Source organism: Streptomyces sp. NBC_01506 (assembly GCF_045040295.1).
Classification (GTDB): Bacteria; Actinomycetota; Actinomycetes; order Streptomycetales; family Streptomycetaceae; genus Streptomyces.
Map to the genome: position 1 here is coordinate 12,465 of NZ_CP109423.1, position 15,702 is coordinate 28,166.

Annotated in this window: 19 protein-coding genes; 15 read left to right on the forward strand and 4 right to left on the reverse strand. The window is 69.7% G+C overall.

The window, feature by feature from the left end:
* Positions 1 to 59 precede the first annotated feature (59 nt).
* The 4 genes from OG329_RS39365 to OG329_RS39380 all read right to left on the reverse strand — a co-directional run bounded on the left by OG329_RS39365 (position 60) and on the right by OG329_RS39380 (position 4,453).
* A complete protein-coding gene (locus tag OG329_RS39365; protein WP_331764367.1) occupies positions 60 to 1,697 on the reverse strand; it encodes an ATP-binding protein in 1,638 nt (545 codons plus the stop codon).
* Between the two features lie 181 nt (positions 1,698 to 1,878).
* Complete coding sequence (locus OG329_RS39370; protein WP_331764368.1) at positions 1,879 to 2,790, reverse strand: bifunctional DNA primase/polymerase; 912 nt, start codon at positions 2,788 to 2,790, stop codon at positions 1,879 to 1,881.
* A gap of 323 nt (positions 2,791 to 3,113) precedes the next feature.
* Positions 3,114 to 3,662, reverse strand: coding sequence for a UTRA domain-containing protein (locus OG329_RS39375; protein ID WP_331764369.1), 549 nt, complete (start codon positions 3,660 to 3,662; stop codon positions 3,114 to 3,116).
* Positions 3,663 to 3,676: 14 nt separating this feature from the next.
* The gene (locus tag OG329_RS39380; protein WP_331764370.1) at positions 3,677 to 4,453 is read right to left on the reverse strand and encodes a GntR family transcriptional regulator; all 777 of its coding nucleotides are present in this window, start codon (positions 4,451 to 4,453) and stop codon (positions 3,677 to 3,679) included.
* Positions 4,454 to 4,821: 368 nt separating this feature from the next.
* Between OG329_RS39380 and OG329_RS39385 the strand changes: the two genes are divergently transcribed.
* From OG329_RS39385 to OG329_RS39455, 15 genes are all read left to right on the forward strand, one after another.
* Positions 4,822 to 5,328 (forward strand): hypothetical protein, encoded by a 507-nt coding sequence (locus OG329_RS39385; protein WP_331764371.1) that lies wholly within the window; start codon positions 4,822 to 4,824, stop codon positions 5,326 to 5,328.
* A complete protein-coding gene (locus OG329_RS39390; protein ID WP_331764372.1) occupies positions 5,325 to 5,564 on the forward strand; it encodes a hypothetical protein in 240 nt (79 codons plus the stop codon). The genes OG329_RS39385 and OG329_RS39390 overlap by 4 nt, the downstream gene beginning before the upstream one ends.
* Positions 5,561 to 6,943: a hypothetical protein gene (locus OG329_RS39395; RefSeq protein ID WP_331764373.1), complete on the forward strand. Its 1,383-nt coding sequence runs from the start codon at positions 5,561 to 5,563 to the stop codon at positions 6,941 to 6,943. The genes OG329_RS39390 and OG329_RS39395 overlap by 4 nt, the downstream gene beginning before the upstream one ends.
* Positions 6,943 to 7,320, forward strand: a complete 378-nt coding sequence (locus tag OG329_RS39400; protein ID WP_331764374.1) for an RRQRL motif-containing zinc-binding protein — start codon at positions 6,943 to 6,945, stop codon at positions 7,318 to 7,320. Before OG329_RS39395 ends, OG329_RS39400 begins: the two co-directional genes overlap by 1 nt.
* A gap of 88 nt (positions 7,321 to 7,408) precedes the next feature.
* Positions 7,409 to 9,685 (forward strand): FtsK/SpoIIIE domain-containing protein, encoded by a 2,277-nt coding sequence (locus tag OG329_RS39405; protein WP_331764328.1) that lies wholly within the window; start codon positions 7,409 to 7,411, stop codon positions 9,683 to 9,685.
* Positions 9,686 to 9,912: 227 nt separating this feature from the next.
* Positions 9,913 to 10,596, forward strand: a complete 684-nt coding sequence (locus OG329_RS39410; RefSeq protein ID WP_331764329.1) for a hypothetical protein — start codon at positions 9,913 to 9,915, stop codon at positions 10,594 to 10,596.
* Between the two features lie 155 nt (positions 10,597 to 10,751).
* Entirely contained in the window at positions 10,752 to 11,660 is a 909-nt protein-coding gene (locus tag OG329_RS39415; protein WP_331764330.1) for a DUF4097 family beta strand repeat-containing protein, read from the forward strand.
* A gap of 96 nt (positions 11,661 to 11,756) precedes the next feature.
* Positions 11,757 to 12,047, forward strand: a complete 291-nt coding sequence (locus tag OG329_RS39420) for a hypothetical protein (RefSeq protein ID WP_331764331.1) — start codon at positions 11,757 to 11,759, stop codon at positions 12,045 to 12,047.
* Positions 12,048 to 12,173: 126 nt separating this feature from the next.
* Positions 12,174 to 12,557 (forward strand): hypothetical protein, encoded by a 384-nt coding sequence (locus OG329_RS39425; RefSeq protein ID WP_331764332.1) that lies wholly within the window; start codon positions 12,174 to 12,176, stop codon positions 12,555 to 12,557.
* Between the two features lie 119 nt (positions 12,558 to 12,676).
* Positions 12,677 to 12,925 (forward strand): hypothetical protein, encoded by a 249-nt coding sequence (locus OG329_RS39430; protein WP_405802259.1) that lies wholly within the window; start codon positions 12,677 to 12,679, stop codon positions 12,923 to 12,925.
* 104 nt (positions 12,926 to 13,029) lie between these two features.
* Entirely contained in the window at positions 13,030 to 13,539 is a 510-nt protein-coding gene (locus OG329_RS39435; RefSeq protein ID WP_331764334.1) for a hypothetical protein, read from the forward strand.
* Between the two features lie 10 nt (positions 13,540 to 13,549).
* On the forward strand, positions 13,550 to 13,717 hold the full coding sequence (locus tag OG329_RS39440; protein ID WP_331764335.1) for a pRL2-8: 168 nt from the start codon (positions 13,550 to 13,552) through the stop codon (positions 13,715 to 13,717).
* Positions 13,718 to 13,719: 2 nt separating this feature from the next.
* Positions 13,720 to 14,355 carry a DUF6919 domain-containing protein gene (locus tag OG329_RS39445; RefSeq protein WP_331764336.1) on the forward strand — a complete coding sequence of 212 codons (636 nt, stop codon included), beginning with the start codon at positions 13,720 to 13,722 and terminating at the stop codon, positions 14,353 to 14,355.
* A 332-nt stretch (positions 14,356 to 14,687) separates the two neighbouring features.
* Positions 14,688 to 15,161 carry a transcriptional regulator gene (locus OG329_RS39450; protein ID WP_331764337.1) on the forward strand — a complete coding sequence of 158 codons (474 nt, stop codon included), beginning with the start codon at positions 14,688 to 14,690 and terminating at the stop codon, positions 15,159 to 15,161.
* A gap of 15 nt (positions 15,162 to 15,176) precedes the next feature.
* A complete protein-coding gene (locus tag OG329_RS39455; protein ID WP_331764338.1) occupies positions 15,177 to 15,653 on the forward strand; it encodes an NUDIX hydrolase in 477 nt (158 codons plus the stop codon).
* Positions 15,654 to 15,702 lie beyond the last annotated feature (49 nt).

The window sequence follows — 15,702 nt, forward strand, 5'->3', positions numbered from 1 at the left end:
TGCGGGCACGCCGAAGGCCCGCCGGTGCTGTGCACGGCGGGTCGGCGGTGGAGCTTGCGCTACACGGTGATGGCCTCCTGGACCGGCTCCTGCCGTTCAGGCTCGGCAGCCGGATCAGGCTTCGGTACGTAGGTGACGGTCAGGGACCGCTTCGAGCCCGACTTCGTACGGGCGATGTCGACCCCGAGCTTGTCGAGGTCGGAGGCGACACGGTTCAGGCGGTTCGACAGGACGCCCGGGGTCTTGGGCCAGTGCTCGTTCGTCATGCCGATCTGGCCGGTCAGTTCGTCCAGCAGCTCCGCCGCCGTGCCCTGCCACACCTGGAGACCGTCCTCCGGGCGGGGCAGCACCCGCTTCATGAAGGTCAGGACCTGGGTGCCAACCTGGTTGGACTCCACGACCTCTTCGGCCAGCTCGGTGCGCTGCTGGAGATAGTCGCTCAGGATGCTGGTCGTCGTGCTGCCGCTGACCTTGTCGAGCGCGGCCATGATCAGGCCGTAGTCCGCCATACGCGGCAGCGGGATCTCGCCCTTGTCGGCCTTCTCCCGGACCGCCGGAAGCTCCTGGAGCGTCCGGACGAGGAGGTCGAGGAGCGCGCCGACGATCCGCGGCTGAGCCTCGTCGTACGCCTCCCACAGCGCGGTCTCGGTGCGCCGCTGGGTGATCCGGTGCAGGTGCACCGGGATCATGCGGTCCGCGAGGTCACCGCGCAGCGTGCCGACGTCGATGCCGTTGACGATCAGCACCCGGCGGAACTCCTGGACGGTGACGTCCGAGTCGCTGTAGAGCGTCCGCTTGACGTTGGCGTCGCCGGTGGCCGCGCGGCACATCGCGTCGGACAGCCACTCGGGGATGCGCGAGAGGTTGTCGAGCCCGACGACCCACGAGCCGACCGCCGCTGTGGACCAGTCGTCCGGGTCCTTCGGCGTCGACCGCGCCGGCGCGGCGGACGGGTCGAGCATCTTCACGAGCATCTTCGTCGCGGTCGACTTCGCGGTGCCCTGCTCGCCGGACAGGAAAAGGAGCGGGTGCGGGATGCCGGGGACGAGCCCGGCGACCAGCCACGACACGAGCAGCGGCCACGACGCGTCCGTGACATTCAGCAGTCCGCGCAGCTCCTTGAGTGACCCGCCGCCCTTGGGGATCGGGAGCGGCTGGGTGAGCTGGGAGCGACGGAAGAGCGGCTGGCCCGGCGCGGCTGGTCCCACGCTCCACCTCTTCGGAGTGACGGTGACGACCAGGCCGTCCGCGCGCCCGAGGTCGAGGAGGAACCCGTGCTCGGGACGCTTGCCGAGGGGGGCGACCCGCAGGTGCAGCGGCACCGGATCCTCTGCCTGGGCCCGTCCCTCGATGGCGAGCATCGCGTCTGCCAGCGCCGATGACGACGCGGCCTTGCCGTGCAACCCGTAGTACGTCCGCGCGAGTTCGGCGCGCAGCGAGATCCGTCCGCCGCGCAGCAGACGCGCGATACGCGGGCCGTCCTTCGGCACCGCGTACAGATCGCCCGCGTCGGACGTGCCGAACTCATACCGGCTGTCGGCCATCGCGATGATCTGGTCCGCCACGGACGGCGCCTTGTCGCCGCTGCTCTTCTTCGCGGCCGGACCCCGCGGCTGCGGCGGCGCGGACTTGGTCGACTCCTGCCAGGCCCGGAAGGCAGCGAGGTCCTCCGGGCTCACGTTCACGTCCTCGCTCATGCCGCGCCCCCGATCACCAGGGCGCGACGCAAGCAGGTGCGGCGGGATACGAACGTCTCGCATTCGAGACCACTCCTCGGGTGCCTGGCCCCGGGACGGTGAGACGTCGCCGGGGCCGCTTTCATTGCCGAGGCGTGGTCTACGTGGCGCTGAACCTTAGTGTCCTGCGGTGCGAAGTCGGTCACGCGGCACCGCCCATCCGGCGCGGCCGGGACAGTCCGGCGGTCATACCGGAGCGCAAGGTCTTCTCGATCTCGAACGCCGACTTCTCACCGAGCCCGGACGCCTGCGCGGCCTCCGTCAGATGCTCCTCGGCGACGGCCTGGTCCAAGAGCCCGGCGCCGATGAGCTGGCCAGCGCGATACGCCGCCAGGTTCAACCGGTTGTTCCGGCCGCCGGCCTGCATCGCCGCCAGCTCGTCACACTCACTGCGCAGGATCCCGTGCGCCCACCGCTGCTCGCGAGTGCCCTGACGGGTCAGATCCCGCAGCCGGGCGACCACGGCGACCGGGCGCGGCGCTCCCCCGCCCTTGGGTGGCTCGGGGGCGGTGGTGATCAGAGTCAGCAGCCATTCCGGCAGCACCGCCGGATCGGTGACGCTGCCCTCAAGCTCGTACGCGACGCCGTCGATCTCCGAGCCGATGCCGACGACGTACCCGCCGGCGGCGCGGGTGTCGATGCACCACCCGATCGTGCGAGCGGTGTTGCGAACCCTGATCCTGGCCGGGGCACGGTAGACGAGGTGACGGCCGCCGCTCGGAGTACGCACGGTCAGCGTCGGAGTGATCTGTGCGCCCGGGATCTGTGCGGCGAGCGAGTCGAGCATGGTCATGCCGTCGATGATGTCTGCGAGACCGGACACCTCCCCGTCGTGCGGAACGTCCAGGTCGATCGCGACCAGACTGGACGGACCGCACGCGACGCCGATGTTGAACGGCGCGCGTCCCCAGGTCCGCTGGATCAGCTCGGGATCACGGGTGGCCCGTGCCTCCCAGTCGCCCCACCGGGGCTCTTTCCCACCGACAGCCAGCGGGTGGACGTACATTCCGCGCTCCGCATACCGCAGGGCGCTGGCCAGCAGTTTTGCGCGCAAGGCTGGGATTGCTGTGTTGCTCTCCCGGGACTGTGGTGGCCTTGAGGCCGATCCATCTCGTACCCTCATCTGTGAGCGTTCCTTTCTCGTACCGCTCGAACTTCGCCGGGATTCTGGTCCTGGCCTTGCTGTAACCGAGGCGCCCTGGCAGGGGCGCCTTCGGCGTTTCTGAACCCTTATCGTGCATGCACATCCGCTGTGGATCTTCATCGTGCACGCTCGTTCGTGATGATCCATCCCTTTTGCGGTGCGGGCGTTGATGCGTGGCACCGCGTCGTGATGAAGAACGGCCCGTGGGGCCCGGAGTTCCGGGCCCCCCTGAGTCAGTTCAAAGGGGTGCTGAAGCGGAGCACCCAGCCAGGCCCCGGCTTGTGCACGGTCACCTCGACGGCGCGTCCGTCCGCGGCGTGGCCGATGTGGGTGATCTGTAGGAGAAGGCTTCCGACCTCCACCCCGAAGGCGTCGGCCTCGACCTGCGTGGCCGGGTACTGGACGACCTCCTCGATGACCTCGGTCTGCTCGAACCCGGCCTCTGCCATCCGGCTGATGATGCCGCCCCGGCCCGGGTCGGGGTTCTCGATGCCTGCGGCCTCGGCGACGTCCAGCGGCACGTACGAGTCGGCGAGCTGGACGAGCTGGTCGTCGTTGTACATGTGGCGGGCGCGGACGACGGTCTCTTCGGTCGCCGAGACGCCAAGGATGGCGGCGACCTCCGCCGGAGCTGAACCGCGACGGACCTGGGTCTCGACGCGAGGGGTTCCGCCGAGCCGCTTGATCTCGGTCTCGAAGGCGCCGCGGCTCTCGCCGGACTCCCGACGCTCCTTCAGGTAGCGCTCGGTTGCGTCGCGGACGATCGCGTTCTTGGTGCTCAAGGTGGTGGGTCCTCTCAGATTTCGGGCTGGTCGATGGGCCACTCGTAGCTGAGCGACCACAGTGTGGTGGGCAGGACGTGGATGCAGACTTCGACGGCTCGCCCCTCGGCGGTGAGGCCGACGTGGGTGATCTCGTAGACGGAGCGGGAGGCCGGGATGTTCAGGGCCTCTGCCTCCTCCTTCGTCGGAGTCCGTACGTCGATCTCCTCGCGGATTCGCTCCTGGGCGTGGCCGGCCTCAGCGAGGCGGGACTTGCTGCCGCCCTCGCCGGTGTCCTGCTCTTCGAGCTGGGTCCCGAAGGCGATGTCTCCGGGGAAGTACGAGGTGGCGACCTGCACGACGGACTGGTTCGCACGCATGGTGCGCGCGCGGACCACGACCTTCGCGGCGTGGTGAGTTCCCAGGATCTTGGCGACCCGGGCCGGAGGCTTGAGGCGACTGATCACGGTCTCGGAGTACGGAGTCATGCCCAGGCGCGCGATCTCGCTCGCGAACGCGCCGCGGGCACCGTCCTCCTCGCGGGCTGACTTGATGTACCGGCCGGTCCCGTCGCGGTGGATCTTGCCGAGGATTGGCGAGACGAACGTGCCTTCTCCGCGCCGGGAGAAGATCAATCCCTCGTCTTCCAGGACCCTGTACACGTCCCGTGCCGTCTGGAAGGCGACCCCTTCAGTCTCCTGGAGGTCGCGGACCTTCGGCAGGGGGGACCCGGGCGGATACACGCCCCGTCGGATCTTGTCTCGAAGCTCAGCGGCGAGCCGCTGAATCTTCGGGACCTTGCTCTCCTCCACGCCTGCTCCCTCATGTGTGATTGCTCGTTCCCCAGTCTGTCAGAACTAGTTCTGTCTGGATAGCTGGGCCGACCATACCTTGCGCTCGCGTCGTTTCGGAAGCGCAGAACTAGTTCAATCTGCTGTGTCGTAGAGACTCTGAACTAGTTCTATTGACAGGGGCTTCGGAGAGTGTCTTAATCATCACGTCGCCCCGCAGAACTAGTTCAGCGGAAGCGGCAGAAGGGGCCCGGTATGCCTTCTGTATTCGGGTCTCAGCCATGCCCAAAACACCAGAACTTGGCCCGACATGGCGCGGCTCTCCGGGTGATCTGCCAGGACCGCCGGAGAGCCGCCGGGGCCGTTACACCGAGAGGGGCACGACCCACATGAACATCATCGTCGCAGGCCAGCGCATCGTTACCGACTCCGAGTTCCTGGAGGTCGCGATCGGCTTCGGCTCCGAGGTCGAACCGCTCGACCTCGCCGAGGAGTTCACCGCCGGCGGGCTCGCCAGCCGGGACGCGCTGGCGTCCTTCCTCGCCGACCTCCAGGTCGAGACGGACACCGACCGCGAGGACGTCGCGTACTACAAGAACTTGCTTCGCCGGATGCCGCGCGAGCTGCGCGCCCGGAAGACCGTGTCCGCCCCGGCCGTCGTTGTGGTCGCGGCCAAGCTGGAGGCCGCCGACGACGTTCTCGGCTACGAGGCCGACGACTACGCCGCCGACTGGACCGGCGCCGACTTCGACTCGTACGAGGTACTTGCCGCGATCGGCCGCCCGGACCCGGTCGCCGCCGTCTGCCGCGCCCGCGAGTCCCGCACCGACCGCCGCTCGACCCGCGCCGCCCTGCGTGTCGTCCGCAACGAGGCCACGACGGGGGTGGCGGCATGAGGACCGCCCTCCAGATCGCGCTGTTCCTGCTGACCGTGCTGGAGATGACCGCCGGTGTCATCGCCGGGGTGGTCGCGCTCGCGAGCCTCATCACCGAGGCCGGCGCCCGCGTCCTCTCCCTCGGCTCGCAGCGTGTGGCCGCGTACGCCGGTCTCGCCCCGCTGTCCCTCCGACTCCGTGACGACCTCGCGACCGTCCTCTCGACGTCCGCCCCCGCGAAGGAGAACGACCGATGAGCACGTACCAGCAGGAGCGCCGCGCGGCCGACGCCCAGCGTGCCGAGCAGGCGCGGGAGGACCGGCGCCTGGATATGGAGACGCAGCTCAAGGCCAAGGAGATCAAGGCCGAGCAGCAGCGCGCCAACGCCGCCGCCGCCGAGGAGCGGCGCGCGCTCCGGCAGCGCGAGGACGACGAGCGCCAGGCCCGCCTCGCGAAGCAGCAGCGTGCGGACAAGCAGGCTGAGAAGAAGGCCAAGCAGCAGGCGAAGGCTGAGCGCAAGGCCGCCCGTGCCACCGCGCTGACGCCGGGGAACGTGTACCGGCTCGGCACGCTGGCTCTGGTCACCGCGTCGGCGCTCGGCAGCCTGCCCGCGCAGATCATCCACTTCGCGCACCTGTCGTGGATGCTGCTGCCGCTGCCGCTGTCGATCGAGGGCGCCGCGTGGGTGTTCGCGGCCGGCGTCGCGTTCGCCGACGCCAGGAAGCTCCCGGCGTGGGTGCGGTGGCTGCTGCGGGGCTTCATCCTCGGGGCCGCCGGGTTCGCCGCCACGATCAACTACCAGTACGGGCGCAGCCTGTCGGGCCTGACGGACGGGGAGTCGCTGACCGCCGGGATCGGGCTCGCCGCCGTGTCCCTGCTCGGTCCGCTCATGTTCGAGATCCGGCAGTGGGTCTCGACCCTGGATGAGCAGACCGGCTCCGTCGAGGACAAGAAGCGGCGGAAGGAAGAGGCGAAGGCAGAGAAGGAGCGCCAGGAGCACCTGGACCGCCGCCGCAAGGACCACAAGGAGATCGCTCAGGCGGCCGACCGCCTGATGTCCGCGCTGCCGTTCGGCAGCATCACTCCGGAGGACGCGTTCGCGACGGCGTGGGAGATCGAGAACGGCGCCACGTCCGGGTTCACCGCCGAGACCTTCGCCCGCGCCACGTCCTCCAAGGTTCAGCTCGGTGCCGCCTTCGAGCTGGGTGAGCACGTCCGCCCGGAACTGCTCCGGACCGGCCTCATGGTGTCGGCTCTGAACCCCCTCTCGAAGACCCTCCCGAAGCTCGGTCCGGTGACCCAGGTGCCCGTCTCACGGCCTGGCGCCAAGGTGCCTACAACCCAAGCGGGAATTGGGCTGTACGGCTCTCAGGAGGCCAGCCAGAAGGCCAGCGAATCCGCTAGCGAGAAAGCAAGCCGGGGACGGACCGACGAGGAGCTGGAACAGCTTCTGCCGGAGGCTCTCCGGGCCGCCGCCGAGCTGGTTGCCGAGGGTCGTCAGATCTCTGCGGCGGCGCTCGCCAAGCACCTGAAGATCCGTCGCGAGGACGGCATGAAGCTGCGGGACCGTGTCATCGCCGAGCGCAAGCTGCGGTTGATCGGTGACGACGGCGACGCCGCGGCTGTGGGTGCGTGATGGCCCGCCGGATCGCCTTCTTCTACGACCCCGAGGCCGAGCGGAACGACGTGCCGACCTATCCGTGGGGGTTGGCGCCGGCGGGCCTCGCGACCCGGGCCCAGCTCGTGGCGAAGGGGCTGCGGCCCCGGGGGAAGCACGTCGCTCAGGTGATGTGGGACTCCAGTCGCAGTCCGCAGCCGCGAGTCGCCTTCCTGTACGAGATCGCCACGGCCACGCCGCCGACGCCGCTCACCCCGGCGAAGGCGAAGGCCCTGGAAGCGGCGATGCGAGCGCGCCGCACCTGCCCCGAGTGCGGCGACGTCGGGCCGTACTGCCTGTCGACCTCGCTCGGCACCTGCCTCCCGTGCTCGGACGGCTTCGTCCCCGCCGCCTGATCGACCCGCCCCGTAAGCCGCGGGGCCCGGCGCCTCCCTACCAAAGTCGCCGCCGGGCCCCGCTTCCTCCCGAAGGAGAAGCACCAGCATGACCGAGCTGCCGACCAACCCGAGCCACGACCGTACGGACTTGGCCACCGTCACCTACCTCCACGGCGCGCTGTCTGCCGCGGACCCCGGCCCCACTCCCGCCGCCCCCGCTTTGGGTGGCACGACGGGAGCCTCCGACAAGGCCGCGGTTGTCGAATCGGCCCGCCACGTCCTCGAAGGTGAGGTGACCGTCTCCGAGCTGGAGGTCGCGAAGGAGACGGACCTCGACACGTTCGACGACCGCCCGCTGATCCCCGCGTGGATGAAGTCGCCCGAAGGCTGGGCCATGTACTCCGGGATGTTCTACCGGGCCCGCATCCGCGACTACCGTCGGTGGGTACGCCGCCAGCGCACCGACCGGGGCCACGCCGCACAGTTCGTGCGCGGGCGCCGCCGGATCGGCGACTGGGTGAAGGGATTCGAGGGCATCCAGCTCCAGGCGGTTGCCCACCAGGCGCACATCGCGGCGTCGCAGGCCCGTTCGGCGGCCCGGACCGCGAGGTTCACCCCCGGCCTGATGAAGAACAAGAAGGCCGTCGCCCAGCAGTCGGCGGACCGCGCCCAGACAGTCGCGATGAAGGCGATCGCCGAACACAAGAAGCTCCGGACCCAGCACCGCCGCGCCTACGGAGTACGGGTCGGCGTCGCGTACGGGCCGCCGATGGCCGCGATCACGACCGGCTTCCTGACGGCCGGATGGATCGGCGCGACGGCCGGCAGCCTCGCCACCTTCGCCGGGGGCGCCGTCGCAGGACGCCACCAGGTCACCGAAGAGACGGACTGGTCGACCGACTGGCGGTCGATCGGCGACGGCGACGCGATGACCGCACCGGTGCTCGACGCCGCGTTCCGCGCGGCGAAGGTGATCGGCGCGGACGAGTCCCTGGCCATCGTGAAGATGCCGATGCTCGACGCGCGCGGCGCCTGGTCGGCGATGGTGGACCTGCCCCCCGGCATTCCCGCGAAGAAGGCAATGCGGTCCGTCTCCGAAATCGCCTCGGCATTCGGAGTCGAGGACGCGCAGATCAACCTCGCGAAAGCCAAGGGAAAGGGCGCCCGCTCAGGACGTCTGGAAATCTACGTCGCGCGCGAACTGCCGTTCACCGAAGGCGCCGCGCCCGGCCCGCTGCTCGCACTGGAAGCCGCCACGAACTTCTGGGGACGTATCGCAATCGGCCCGGACGTGCGCGGCCTGCCGATCTCGATTTCCGTGGTCGAGCGCTCCGGCCTGGTCGGCGGCGAGCCCGGCGCGGGCAAGTCGGCGTCCGGCAACGTCATCCTGCTGGCCGCCGCACTCGACCCCCGAGTCATCCTGTGGCTCGCGGACGGAAAGGCCGGCGGCGACCTGGAGCCGTTCGCCGACCTGTGCGAATACTTCGAAGGAGACGCCGACCCCGAGGCGTTCCACGACATGCTCGTGGAAGCCGTCGCCGACATGAAGGCGCGATACGCCCTGCTCAAGAAGCTGGGCAAGCGCAAGGTCACCGAGGAGCTGGCCAACAAGTACCCGCTGCTGCGCCAGAAGCTGCTGTGGGTGGACGAGCTGATGTTCTACACGACCGACGACGAGCACGGGAAGAAGATCACCAAGCTCCTGCGCAACCTGGTCTCCCGGGGCCGTGCGGCGGGCATCGTGACCTTCTGCGCCACCCAGAAGCCCGGCTCGGACGTGGTCGACACCAGCCTCCGTGACCTGCTGTCCATCCGGTGGGCGCTCCGCTGCACCACACCGGAGGCGTCCGACACGATCCTCGGCAAGGGCGCCGCCGCGGCTGGCTACTCGGCAAAGAGCATTGAGCCCGAGATGCGCGGCGCCGGACTGCTGTGGGCCGAAGGCTCCAACCCGGTCCTCACCCGCGCCGACTACTACACCGACGACCAGGTCGAGCTGCTGGCCAGCCGCGCGTACGACCTGCGCAAGGCCGCCGGCACCCTGCCGGAAGGGCCGACGACCCTCGCCGACCAGCTCCGGGCGAAGGGCGAGGACGACGCCAACGTGCTGGCCGTTCTCGTTGACGTCTTCGACGCCTACGACCAGACGGCGAAGGAGGACGGCGCCGAGGCCGATCTCGACTGGCTTCCGGGGACGGTCCTGGTCAACGCGCTCCAAGCGGCCGGACTGACGATCTCCCCCGAGAAGCTCGGGCGCCTGGTGGTGCGCGAGGCCGACGAGAAGAAGAAGCGGGCATGGGAGGACAGCACGTCCGCACTCAACGGATTCCCCCTCGCGGCGGTGCTGCGGACGATCCAGACGAAGTACGGCCTGACCGCCTGATCCCGGATTCATCCCGGACAGACACCCGGTATGCCCCGATATGCCCAGTGATCAGGTGGTCACCGACCTGGACAGGAGCCCCGCGACCTGGACGCGCGTCGTCCAGGTCGCGGGGGCTCCATCCGGGATGAGGACCCCCTCTGACCTGCATCGACAGGCAGCCCGGCCAGGTTGAATCCAGGTCGAGAACCACACAAAGCCGACAGGACGACCGGAAGGCGGATCCCGTGTTCACCAGTGCTCCCGACCTCGACCTCCAGGGCCTCGCGTACGTCAACGGCGCCCCGCTCGTGTGCAGCGCGTGCGACGGCGCGTACTCGCTGCGGATCTACAAGCAGGGTGCGCGCGAGGTACTTCCCGCCGCGATCTCCTGCCTGTCGTGCGGGCACTGGGACCCTTGTCCCCAGGTCGTGACCAACGGCCTGGTCGACGCCGTTCTCGACGCGAGGACGGGGCGGGCGAAGGCGGAAGACCGCGACACCTTCGCCGCCGAATGGCGCGGCATCGTCATGGTCGGCGAACTCGTGCCGGAGGTCGTCATGGACGACCTGGTCGTCGGGCTCAAGGTGCTGCACGAGAACGTGAGCAAGGACGCCAAGGGCTGGTTCCGCTCGAAGAAGAAAGAGGCCAAGGCCCGCGCGAAAGACGCGAAGGACAAGGTCACCACCGCCGGGAAGGAGAAGGCCGGCGGCGCGGTGAGCGCGGCGAAGGCGACCGCGCTCACCACGGCCTGGACCCTCCAGACCGGCGGCGCCGGACCGGCCACGGTCGCGAAGCCGAAGCGGTCCCGCTGCACGGTCAAGGGCTGCCGGGGCGGCATGGTCACCCTCTCCACCAAGCTCCACTCCCCCACCGGCAAGTCCCGCGAGGTCAAGATCCCGTGCGGCGTCTGCCACCGCACCCGCGCCTGACAGCCCCCTCGCGGAAGACTCTTCAAGCTTCTGACCAGCACAGACACCAATCATGCAGACTCCAAGTCTGCGAACCCCTGGACATGCAGACTCGGAGTCTGCATACTCGAATTACCGCAAGCGAAAAAGCAAGCGGAAAACAGAGGAGAAGACTTGTGACCACCCGAAAGATCGCCGCCGAGACCACCGGTCCCGTCACCATCGACGCCAGCCTCCTGCGCCACGGCGGCGCGATCTCCGTCCGCACCGACGCCCACTGTGAGCGGGCCGTCCTCACCATCAGCACCACCGACGAGGACGGCGCCGCCGCCGACGCGGTCCGCGACGCCACGCTCCGCCGGTCCACGACCGGCCTGGTCGCTGCGGTCGAGGGCAAGGGCGGCGGCGCCAGCGGCACCACGGTCATCACCGGCGGCGGACGCGGCATGACCGTGATCCAGAGTTCGGGGTCCGTCCACGGCAGCGTGGTCGGGATGAACTTCGTCGGAGGCAACGTCTACGTGAACGGGGCCAGGATCTCCGGCGGCGCGACCACCGTCGTCACCGGCACCGCCCCGATCGAGATCACCGCGACGGTCCCGCCGGGCAGCAAGGTCATCGGCCGCACCGACTCCGCCGACATCGAGGCCCGCGGCTCGTTCGCCGTGGTCTCGGGCCACACCCAGTCCGGCGACATCCGGGTCGACCACACCGAGAAGCTCATCGCCTCCACCAAGTCCGGAGACGTCACCGTCGACAAGGCCGCCGACTCGAACATCAAGACCATGTCCGGCGACGTGCAGCTCGACCGCACCGACCTGGCCGAGGTCCACACGATGTCCGGCGACATCGGCGTCCGGGACTTCGGCGGAACCGCCCGGCTGAAGACCATGTCCGGCGACATCCGGGTCCACGCGACCGCCGGCGGCGACCTCGACGCCAGCAGCATGTCCGGCGACATCAGCGTCACCGCGACCCCGGCCGCGCTGGACGCGGACCTCCAGGTGCGGCCCCACTCCATGAGCGGCCGGATCAACGTCCCGTCCCGCCGGGTGCCGGGCTCCGGCCCCCGCCGCCGCTCCTGACCTCGCCCCGGGGCGGCCGTCATCCCGGCCAGGAATCCGCCGACCGCCCCGGGCCCCGACCCGACACCGCAAGTACAGACACGGAGGACTCAACTCATGCCCCTCGACCCCGCCTTCATCTCCCGGTACGCCGACGACATCGCGTTCGTCGCCGAAGAGCAGCCCGCCACCAACGCCGAAGACTTCATCAGCCAGCTCCAGCACGCCGGCTACGTCCTCGACACCTACGCCGGGATCACCGGTGCGGAGGACCTGGACACCGCCGCGACGTACCTCAGCGACGCGCTCGACTCGACCGGAGACGAGCACCGTCTCCTCGTGGACCGCGCCGCCAAGTACCTCGCGGGCGCCAGCGACATGGTCGAGGAGTACCGGCTGATGGTCTGACCCGGCCCGCTCTGTCGTCGCCAGCCGCGCTTGCGGTTGGGGGCGGCAGAGCGGCCCGGACCAGCCAGGCCCCGACTCAATCCGCCAGCAATTCCGCCAGCAGAAAAGAAAGCAAAGGAGACAGCGGTGAAGAAGCCCAACCGCCTCGTGACCTTCCTGCTCAGCCTCATCGGCCAGAGCTGGGCCTACGAGACCAAGGAAGAGGTCGCCGAAGTCATCGGCATGAACGTCTACGACGCCTACGAGGGACGGGTGAAGACCCACCGCCGGGGAGCGGCCCGCCTCACCGACTCGCTCGCCTTCCAGCCCGGCCTGGTGGACCTGCACGACGAGCTGAACGACACGTGGCACTACCTCGTGGCCATGCAGGACCGCGCCCGCGAACTCGGCTACCCCGACCTGGCCGCCACCTTGAAGCAGGCTGCCGTGAGCACCGTCGACATCATGGCGGACGTCGACCTGGCCGCCGAGCAGACTGTTCCTTCCCCCGGAATCCCCGCCAGCAGGTAGGGCGCCCCGTGGCGGCCGTCATCCCGGCCAAGGTCCGCCGGCCGCCACGGGCCCCGATCCCGCTCCGCAAGGGCAGCGGGGGGAGCCACATCATCCCCGACACCGAAACGGAGCCAGAAATGCCCCGCCCCGACAAGGACACCCGCGCTGCCGCGAAGGCGCGTATCGCCGAACTGAAGACGATCCGCGACAAGGCGCACGAGGCCGCCGAGAAGGCCAAGGCCGACGCCGACGAGGAGATGTGGAAGGCCATCGCCGCCGAGCTGGACAAGGGCGAGGCCCTCCAGCTCGACGCCGCCGAGGCCACCGCCTTCTCCCGCGACCACATCGCCAAGCGCACGAAGCAGTACCGCACCACGCAGGACTGAGCCCCGCCCGGCCCCCGGACCCGACCCGGGGGCCGCCGAGGTCGCCGATTCAGGTCTAACTAGCTAGATAAACCATCCCGAGACAGAGAGCCGAGGTCGCCCCCGTGAGTACCGAGAACCCCGCCGACAGCCGCCGTCCGCTCAGCGAGTCGGAGGCCGAAGCCGAGGCCCGCCGGATCATCGAGGGTCTGTGGACGTCCGAGCCCGCGGCGACCTCGCCGACGTCGTACGTCGACCGGACGCCGGTCCCCGCGTACGGCACCACGCCGCCCGTGGTCCAGCCGGACAACCGGGTCGTGCCGCCGTGGGCCGCCGGGGTGGCCGTCGCCTCCATCGGCGCGGGTGCCGGCATCACGGGTGTGGGCTGCGGAGTCTGGCTCGTGCTCCAGGGCCTGGCGAGCGTCACGTTGACGTCCGTCCTGTTCGTCACGCTCCCCATCGCCGCTGTGGCCGCCATGGTCGTCGCGGTCGGCTCGGTCGTGCGCTCGGTGAAGGCCGCGAACGTCACGACCCACCACCACTACTCCGGCCCCGTCCACCAGGAGAACAACACGCAGGTCGAGAACCACGGCAAGTGGTTCGGCGGCCGGTCCACCACGAACGTCAGCAACTGAGGAGACCACGATGCCGAACAAGACGGCCCTCAACCCGCCGAAGGGCGAATGCCGACAGTGCTGGTACCACGCCTACGCGTCGCGGGAGGCCCACAAGGGGCTCAAGCCGCGCGAGGACTGCCCGGCGTGCGTCGACCACATGAACAACGGCCACGGCAACATGATCGTGGGGAGCTGACCATGAAGCTCCCCTGGATGAAGCGCGCCGAACGGCGCCTGTGGAAGGCCGTGACGACCGTCGCCGATCTCGGTGAGCTGATGGCCCGCTGGCTGGAGGGGGAGATCGCCTCCCGCCCCGGCTACGCCGCCCGCTACGGCCCCGACGAGGAGACCGCGCACCTGGTGCCCACCCTCGCCGCTCTGTGCCGAGCCGGGTACGTCACTACTCAGTCCCAGCCCGGATTCGCCGGTACCGGCGTGGACGGCCTGTGGTGGGAGCAGCGCGCCGCGGTCGACCTGGTGGTCACCGACCCCGAGCTGCTGCACCGTCTGGTCGACGCCGCCACCAGTGCCGGCATGGTCGTCCGCGTCAACGACCACCGGCTCGACCACGGCCAGGACGAGCCGGTCATCGTCACCACCTGCGATGGCGAGCCCATCACCGCGTTCGGCGGCCGGATCAGCCGCGCCAACATGGCTGTCCAGTGGCCCGAGCTGAACCGCGACCTCTACGACCAGGTCGCGCACGGCAGGTACGTCTCGATCGTCGCGCCGGAGTACGGACTCGACGGCGAACGCCTGTGGGTGGTGCTCGACTTCCTCACCGGCCTGCGCCGCCGGGAGCCGCACGACCCGTGGGCCCGGTCCGCCGGCTGACCCGCACCCGGCGACGTCGCCACGGCCAGCGCACGACCTCCCCCGCCTTTGGGTGGCACGAGATCAGCCCGGAAGCGGCCGCAGCTCGACCGCTTCCGGGCTGTGCACTGCCTCTTTCGGGTGAGACGTACGCCACGCACGGTGTGCGCCAGGGGAGCGGACACGGGCCCCGACCTGCGGGATTCTTCTCCGGTCGGACCGGACCGACAACCCTGTGCAGACTCGGAGTCTGCGAACCCCTAGACGTGCAGACTCGGAGTCTGCATACTCGAATTACCGCAAGCGAAAAAGCAAGCGAAAATCACAGCCGGAACATTACGAGGGAGCCCAGAATGACCGCAGCAACCGTCTTCGCCGCAGTCTTCATCGCACTGTTCGTGGCGCACTCCGTCGGGGACCACTGGGTCCAGTCCTCCTGCCAGGCGGCCACCAAGGGCCTGCCGGGCTGGGCCGGTCGGCTTGCCTGCTGGCGCCACGTCCTGGGGCTGACCATCACCAAGGGCTTGCTCCTGGCGCCGGTCGTCGTCCTGCTGGACCTGCCGGTCAGCGCCCTCGGTCTGGTGCTCGGCTTCGCGATCGACTCGATCAGCCACTACTGGGCCGACCGCCGCACCACGCTGAAGAAGCTCGCCGACCGGGTCGGCAAGGCCGAGTTCTACAGCCTTGGCACCCCGGCCCACCCCGCGCACCCCGTCACCGCCGAGGGCACGTACGCGCCGACCCTCGGGACCGGCGCTTACGCCCTGGACCAGAGCTGGCACATGTTCTGGCTCGGTGCCGCCGCGCTCATCATCGCCGCCATCTGAGAAGGAGAGACCGACATGACCAGCGAGATTCCCGAGACCAGCGAGACGCCCGAGACCGAGTGGGCCACCGTGGACTACGTGGTCGACATCGTGGCCGTCGACCCGGACGGTCAGGTCCTGGAGATCCAGCGCCGCTGGGACCCGTTCGCGGGCAAGTGGGCGCTCCCCGGTGGCTACGTCGACGCTGGCGAGACCTCCAAGCGTGCCGCCGTGCGCGAGCTGGGCGAGGAGACCGGCGTCGAGGTCACCGAGGACGACCTGATCCTGGTCGGAGTCTTCGACACGCCGGACCGCGACCCGCGCGGGCGGGTGGTGAGCGTGGCGTACGCCGCCCTCGTGCCCGCCGGCACCACGGCCGTGGCGGCGGACGACGCCGCCGCCACGCGCTGGATGCCGCTGACCGCCGACCCTGACGACCTCGCCTTCGACCACGCCGAGATCCTGCACACCGCGCGCGGGACCCTGGCCTGGGCCGGATTGCCGAGGCTCTGACCAGCCCACTCACGCACTATCTGCCTAGATAATCCGTTCACGACGCGAA